Below are 6620 nucleotides of genomic sequence, written 5' to 3' on the forward strand. Positions count from 1 at the left end.
TGATTTAAAATGTCCGCTAATTAACGCGAATGTACGTAAATAATTTATTAAAGATGATTTTACGTTTATTGGCGTTCATTGGCGGACTTGTTGTTAATCACAGCGGTAGGTCAGGTTGCGCAGAACGCTACCTGACACCCTTCTATTCTCAGGGTGTCATGCAGGCTTCCACCAGCGTGACCTACGCCTGATTTAAAGTGTCCGCGAATCAACGCTAATGAACGCAAATAAATATTAAAGGAAATTTTGCGTTGCGTTCATTGGCGGATCTGCATGTAACTCTGTACGTCACGCAAAGAGGCGGAGGCGCAGAGTACAGTAGGTCAGGTTGCGCGAAGCGCTACCTGACACCCTTCGGTTCGCAGGGTGGTACGTAGGTTGCTGCTAGCGTGACCTACGTCTGATTTAAAGTGTCCGCGAATCAACGCTAATGAACGCAAATAAATCAAAGGAAAGTTTTGCGTTTATTTGCGTTCATTGGCGGACTTGTATGTGAATTTATATATTCATTATCCTGATATTAAAGGATATTACTTTGCCTACACAGAATAACGTCACCACAATTGATCTGCTGCGCCATGGTGAACCGGTGGGCGGCAAGAAGTACCGCGGCCAGGTAGACGATCCGTTAAGCGAGCTGGGCTGGCAGCAGATGCGCGAGGCGGTGGCGGATCACTGTCCCTGGGATCGGGTCGTGACGTCCAGTTTGTGTCGCTGCCAGGACTTTGCCCGCGAACTGGCCGAGCGTCACGGCCTGCCGATCGCGGCGGAACCGCGATTGATGGAGATCGGTTTCGGCGAGTGGGAAGGACGCACCGCCGAAGAACTGATGGCCGAGGATCAACAGCGACTGTTTCGCTTCTGGTCCGATCCGCTGAACAATACGCCACCGGGCGCGGAAACCCTGCACGAGTTCGAGCAGCGGGTGATTGGGGCCTGGGACGATCTGTTGCAACAACACGCCGGTGAACATCTGCTGGTGGTGGGCCATGCCGGGATGATCCGGATGATCGTTCGCCACGTGCTGGCCATGCCGCTGGAGAACATGTTCCGCCTGCGAGTGGATCTGGCCGGCTTTACCCGCGTCGAAGTCGAAGTGTATGAAGGCCAGCAACTGCCCCGGCTTATTTTTCACGGCGGTCAACCGGCATGATGCTTCTGCAGGCTTTTGTCACCGCACTGCAGTTATTGACCCGCATTCCGCTGTCGATTCCCGGCTATGACCCGGCTCGCCAGGAGAAAGTCGCCGGTTATGCCGTGCTGTTCTATCCCGTGATAGGACTGCTGATCGGGGCCTTGCTGGTGTTAGTACTGGGTTTGTTGCAACCATTGTGGCAAAGCGAAGCTTATCTTTTGCACGCCGGGTTATTGATCGTCACCTGGGTGATTGTCACCGGTGCCCTGCATCTCGACGGCCTGGCCGACAGCGCCGATGCCTGGCTGGGCGGCTTCGGCGATCGGGAACGCACCCTGGCGATCATGAAAGACCCGTACGCCGGGCCGGCCGGCGTGACCGCGATCATGGTGATCCTGCTGCTCAAGTTCGCCGCGCTGAGCGAGCTGACCTGGACGCTCTGGCCCGCCTTGCTGGTAATTCCGGTGCTGGCGCGTTTGCAGGTGGTGTCGCTGTTTCTTACTACCGCCTACGTGCGCCCCGGTGGCATGGGCGCGGCGGCTACCGAGTTTCTGCCACGCAAGACGGCCTGGGCATGCTTGTTGTTGATCGCTATTGCCGTTATCGCGTTTATCGACATGGGCTGGATGTTGATCGTGGGAATGGGAGTGGTGTTTGTCGTGCTGCGTGCGATCATGCAGCAACGTCTCGGCGGCACCACCGGCGACACCGCCGGCGCCCTGATCGAAATCACCGAAGCGGCCTTGCTATGCCTGATCGTACTGGTGCGGTCAGCCTGATGGCGTACTTTTCGAGGTTACTGGGAAATAACGCGGAGATCGCGGAGGCGCAGAGACGCGGAGAAAACAAATTTTATATTAACCCAATGGCAGGCCAGGCACTTAAACATCTGCCAAAAGAAAATCATTCCTCACGAAAAACAACACAAAGCGTTATTCTTCTTGGCGTCCTTTGCGCCTTTGCGTTATTTCCATCATACACCGAGAAGTGGCAACCCATATCGAAAGGCGTCACGCAGGCTATCGCCAGCGTGACCTACATGGCTTCGTTGATCGTCACAATCAAATAAAGATACTGCTAACTTGTTGTCTGAAGACAAGCTTTTCTCCGCGTCTCCGCGTCTCCGCGACCTCCGCGTTAATTTCCAGTGAATCAGATAAAGGGAAGAAATGTCCCTTATTCTCCTGACCCGATGATGTCAAGTAGTTTTGGCATATCCAGGTGTTGTTCCAGCGTGGCGGCCAGCCGATCGATGTCGGCTTCCTGGAGTTGTTGATAGTCCGGTTGTTCATCTGATTGCCGGGCTAGTCCCGCCCATTCCAGCAGCGCCTGGCAGGCCTGCGGTTCATCGAACAGGCCGTGTAAATAGGTGCCCATAACGTTGTTATCGTCCGAGATAGCGCCGTCGTGGCGATCGTCGAGAACCACGGCGGGGGAGGCACAGGCGGGCCCGTGGGTTTGGCCCATATGGATCTCGTAGCCGCTGACCGGCGCATCGGCGATCGCCAACCGGCCGTGCACGTTGTGCAGTTGCTTGGCCGGCTCCAGGGTGGTTTCCATTTGCAGATAGCCCAAGCCCGCCGTGGAGCCGGGGGGACCTTCCAGCCCCTGCGGATCGTGCAGCTGTTCGCCCAGCATCTGAAAGCCGCCGCAGATGCCGATCAGCTTGCCACCGTAACGCAGATGGCGAGCGATGGCCTGATCCCAGCCGTGATCGCTCAGCCACTGGCGATCGGCGCGCACGTTCTTGCTGCCCGGCAACAGGATCAGATCCGCCGGCGGAATCGGATCGTTGGGGCCGATATAACGAAAGTTGATGCGCGGGTCCACGCGCAGGGGATTGAAGTCGGTGTGGTTGCTGATCCGCGGCAGTAACGGGACGATGACATCAAAAGGTCTGTCATCATCGCACTGTTGTTCAAGGTTCAGGCTGTCCTCGGCATCGATCTGCAGATGGGCCAGATAGGGGATTACCCCCAGCACCGGGATGCCGGTCTCGCGTTCCAGCCAGTCGAGGCCCGGTTGCAACAGGCTCACGTCACCGCGAAAGCGGTTGATGATAAAGCCTTTAATGCGTTCCCGTTCAGAAGGGCTGAGCAGTTGCACGGTGCCGACCAGCTGGGCGAAGACACCGCCGCGATCGATGTCGGCTACCAGCACCACCGGGCAGTCGACCGCCTCGGCGAAGCCCATGTTGGCGATGTCGTGTTCGCGCAGGTTGATTTCGGCGGGGCTGCCGGCGCCCTCGACCAGCAGCAGTTCATACTGATCCGTCAATCGTTGCCAGGAGTCCAGCACCGCGGCTTTCGCGGTCTGTTTGTATTGGTGGTATTCTACCGCGTTCATATTTTGCCGTGCCTGGCCCTGGATGATGATCTGGGCGCCGGTGTCGCTGGCCGGCTTGATCAGCACCGGGTTCATGTCCGTGTGCGGCGCCAGCCGCGCGGCCCGGGCCTGGACCGCCTGGGCCCGGCCGATCTCGCCGCCGTCCGCCGATACCGCGCTGTTGAGCGCCATGTTCTGCGGCTTGAAGGGGGCGACGCGTTGCCCGCGATCGGCAAACAGCCGGCATAGGCCGGTAACCATGATGCTTTTGCCGGCATCGGAGGTAGTGCCCTGGATCATCAGGGCGCGACAGGTTTTCAAAACAGCATCCATTATCCCGTGAAACGAACTGGCCATTTTAATACAGAACGCCCCCGCGCCGGGGCCCGAATCCGCGCATGTTGAGCGCGGCGATCGTGCTGGCGGCGGTGCTGCTGGATCAGTTATTGGGCGATCCCCGCCGTTATCATCCGCTGGCCGGTTTCGGCCGGCTGGTTCTGTGGCTGGAGCCCCGGCTTTACGGGCCGTCCTCGTTGCGTGGCGTGCGGCGGCGCTGGCGCGGGGCGGTCGGCTGGCTGTTGCTGGTGGCCCCGCCGGTGGCGCTGACGGCCTGGCTGGTGGCGATCCTGCCGCTGTGGGGTGCGGCGGCGCTCGAGGTGCTGCTGCTCTATCTGGCCCTGGGGGCCCGTTCTCTGGCACAACATGCGCTTCGCGTGGCGGGCAAGCTGGAACAAAATGATCTGGACGGCGCGCGCCACGCTGTGGGGATGATGGTCAGTCGCGATACCGATTCCCTGACGCCCTCTCAAATCAGCACCGCGACGCTGGAGTCGGTGCTGGAAAACGGCAACGACGCGGTGTTCGCTACCCTGTTCTGGTTCCTGCTGCTCGGCGCGCCGGGGGTGGTGCTCTTTCGGCTGGCCAATACCCTGGATGCCATGTGGGGCTATCGCAACGACCGCTACCGTCACTTCGGCACGCTGGCGGCTCGCCTGGACGATCTCCTGAACTGGATCCCGGCCCGGCTGACAGCCCTGAGCTACGCCCTGCTGGGCCGCACCCGCCAGGCCCTGCGCTGCTGGCGGGCGCAGGCGCCGCACTGGGGCGGCATCAATCCCGGGGTGGTGATGGCCAGCGGCGCCGGGGCGCTGGACCGGACCCTGGGCGGGGCGGTGCAGTATCATGGCGCGCTGCGCGAGCGGCCGCCGCTGGGCGCCGGCCCCCCTGCCCGGGTGGGTGATATCGCCCGGGCGGTGCGTCTCGTACAATACACGCTGATTTTATGGCTGGTGATCATCGCGATCGGAGGAGGGCTGTTTGCCACAACATGGGGGTAATCTGCTGGAGGCGGCGCGCCGTTACGGGCGGGCGCCGGAGCAGTGGCTGGATCTGTCCACCGGGATCAATCCCGCGGCCTATCCGGTGCCGGCGCTGCCGGACCGGGTCTGGCAGCAGTTGCCCCAGCAGAGCGACGGGCTGATCGACGCCGCGCTCGAGTATTACGGCGCGCCCGCCGCCCTGCCGGTGGCCGGGTCGCAACAGGCCATCCAGCTGTTGCCCACCCTGCGTGCCCCCGGTCGCGTCGGCGTGCTCGCGCCGAGCTACAACGAACACGCTTATCGCTGGGAGCAGGCCGGTCATACGCGGGTGGCACTGTATCCCGATACCATCGAGTCCCAGCTCGACACCCAGATCGACTCACTGGATGTGCTGGTGGTGGTCAATCCCAACAATCCGACCGGCCACTGTTTTGCGCCGGCGCAACTGCTTGAGTGGCATCGGCGCCTGCAGGCCCGGGGTGGCTGGCTGGTGGTGGACGAGGCCTTTATCGACTGCACTCCCGAACAGAGCCTCGCCGCGTATAGCGATTTACCCGGGTTAATCGTCCTGCGCTCCATCGGCAAGTTCTTCGGCCTGCCGGGGCTGCGCGGCGGTTTCGTGCTGGCCGAGGTCGGGCTGCTGGCGGCGCTGGACGAACGACTGGGTCCCTGGGCGGTCGCCGGCCCGGCCCGCTTTATCATGCAGACGGCTCTGCAGGACACAAACTGGCAACAGCGGATGCGTGAGCAACTGCCCCTGGCCAGCGAACGGCTGGCGCAATTACTCACCGAACACGGCCTGCCGGTCGGCGATCGTTCACCACTGTTTGTCTGGTTGCCGACATCGGACGCTTATACGTTGCATGAACAGCTGGCCCGGCACGGCATCTGGAGCCGCTATTTTGACCCGGCCGCCGGCGGCCCCGGGCTGCGCCTGGGATTGCCGGGCGCGGAGAGCGACTGGCAGAGACTGGAAAGCGTGCTGGCGCAGCTGCCTCAATCGAAACCCAACCAGGTGGTACACGCATGAAATCTCGTCTGATCGCCCTCGCAGGGCTCTGTTTTCTCGCCGGCTTCGTGAGCGCCGGGACACGCAGCGTCACTGACTACACCGGCCAGCAGGTTCGGCTGGCGCAGCCGGCGCAACGTATCGTCAGTCTGGCCCCGCATGTGACCGAGCTGCTGTTCAGCATCGGTGCCGGCGAGCGGTTGGTGGGGGCGGTGAACTACAGTGATTACCCCGAGGCCGCCGAATCGATTCCACGGGTCGGCGGGTATAACGCGCTGGATCTGGAGCGCATCGTGGCGCTGGAGCCCGACCTGGTGGTTGGCTGGCAAAGCGGCAACAACCCGGCCGATCTGGAAAAACTGCGGCGCTTCGACTTGCCGCTGTTCATCAACGAGCCCCGCCGCCTGGAGGATATCCCCGAGACCCTGCGCCGACTGGCGGTGCTCACCGGAACGCAAAAACGGGCCGGGGTGGTGATCGCCGATTTCGAGGCCCGGCTGGAAGAGCTGCGGCGCTTCAGCGATCGGCAACCGGTCAAGGTTTTTTACCAGATCTGGGATCGGCCACTGATGACCGTCAATGACGAACACCTGATCGGTGATGTGATCCGTCTGTGCGGCGGGCGTAATGTCTTCGGTGAGACAGTCAGCCTGACGCCGCAGGTCTCGGAAGAGTCGGTCATCGCCAAGGCGCCGCAGGCCATCGTGATCGGGGGTATGGGCGAGCAACATGCCGAATGGCTTGACCGCTGGCAGCGCTGGAATTCGATTCCGGCGGTGGCGCACAATCACCTTTTTATGATCCAGCCCGATCATCTGCAACGCCATACCGT

The 6620-nt window shown here is 61.4% G+C and carries 7 protein-coding genes; 6 read left to right on the forward strand and 1 reads right to left on the reverse strand.

The window, feature by feature from the left end:
- Window positions 1-535 precede the first annotated feature (535 nt).
- Genes RI563_RS11885 through RI563_RS11895 form a run of 3 tightly spaced genes read left to right on the forward strand, consistent with a single transcriptional unit; the run spans window position 536 to window position 2204 of the window.
- Window positions 536-1153, forward strand: coding sequence for an alpha-ribazole phosphatase family protein (locus tag RI563_RS11885; RefSeq protein WP_310694597.1), 618 nt, complete (start codon window positions 536-538; stop codon window positions 1151-1153).
- Window positions 1150-1914 (forward strand): adenosylcobinamide-GDP ribazoletransferase, encoded by a 765-nt coding sequence (locus RI563_RS11890; RefSeq protein WP_310694598.1) that lies wholly within the window; start codon window positions 1150-1152, stop codon window positions 1912-1914. Before RI563_RS11885 ends, RI563_RS11890 begins: the two co-directional genes overlap by 4 nt.
- Window positions 1884-2204, forward strand: coding sequence for a hypothetical protein (locus RI563_RS11895; RefSeq protein WP_310694599.1), 321 nt, complete (start codon window positions 1884-1886; stop codon window positions 2202-2204). The genes RI563_RS11890 and RI563_RS11895 overlap by 31 nt, the downstream gene beginning before the upstream one ends.
- A 107-nt stretch (window positions 2205-2311) precedes the next feature.
- On the opposite strand, the gene RI563_RS11900 is transcribed toward RI563_RS11895, so the two are convergent.
- Window positions 2312-3760, reverse strand: a complete 1449-nt coding sequence (locus tag RI563_RS11900; protein ID WP_317622891.1) for a cobyric acid synthase — start codon at window positions 3758-3760, stop codon at window positions 2312-2314.
- Window positions 3761-3858: 98 nt separating this feature from the next.
- On the opposite strand from RI563_RS11900, the gene cbiB reads away from it, so the two are divergent.
- The 3 genes from cbiB to RI563_RS11915 all read left to right on the forward strand — a co-directional run.
- Window positions 3859-4797: an adenosylcobinamide-phosphate synthase CbiB gene (gene cbiB / locus RI563_RS11905; RefSeq protein ID WP_310694601.1), complete on the forward strand. Its 939-nt coding sequence runs from the start codon at window positions 3859-3861 to the stop codon at window positions 4795-4797.
- Window positions 4778-5809, forward strand: a complete 1032-nt coding sequence (cobD, locus tag RI563_RS11910; protein WP_310694602.1) for a threonine-phosphate decarboxylase CobD — start codon at window positions 4778-4780, stop codon at window positions 5807-5809. Before cbiB ends, cobD begins: the two co-directional genes overlap by 20 nt.
- On the forward strand, window positions 5806-6620 hold an 815-nt coding region (locus RI563_RS11915), incomplete at its 3' end, for a cobalamin-binding protein (protein ID WP_310694603.1). The genes cobD and RI563_RS11915, both read left to right, overlap by 4 nt.

Origin of the sequence: Thiohalophilus sp., assembly GCF_031581315.1 — a bacterium.
Taxonomy (GTDB): domain Bacteria; phylum Pseudomonadota; class Gammaproteobacteria; order UBA6429; family Thiohalophilaceae; genus Thiohalophilus.

What these genes read in the sequence shown, in the direction of transcription:
- RI563_RS11890 (WP_310694598.1), top strand. Translation starts at nt 1,150, where the DNA reads ATGATGCTTCTGCAGGCTTTTGTCACCGCACTGCAGTTATTGACCCGC.
- RI563_RS11900 (WP_317622891.1), bottom strand. Translation starts at nt 3,760, where the DNA reads ATGATCCAGGGCACTACCTCCGATGCCGGCAAAAGCATCATGGTTACC.
- cbiB (WP_310694601.1), top strand. Translation starts at nt 3,859, where the DNA reads ATGTTGAGCGCGGCGATCGTGCTGGCGGCGGTGCTGCTGGATCAGTTA.
- RI563_RS11895 (WP_310694599.1), top strand. Translation starts at nt 1,884, where the DNA reads ATGCCTGATCGTACTGGTGCGGTCAGCCTGATGGCGTACTTTTCGAGG.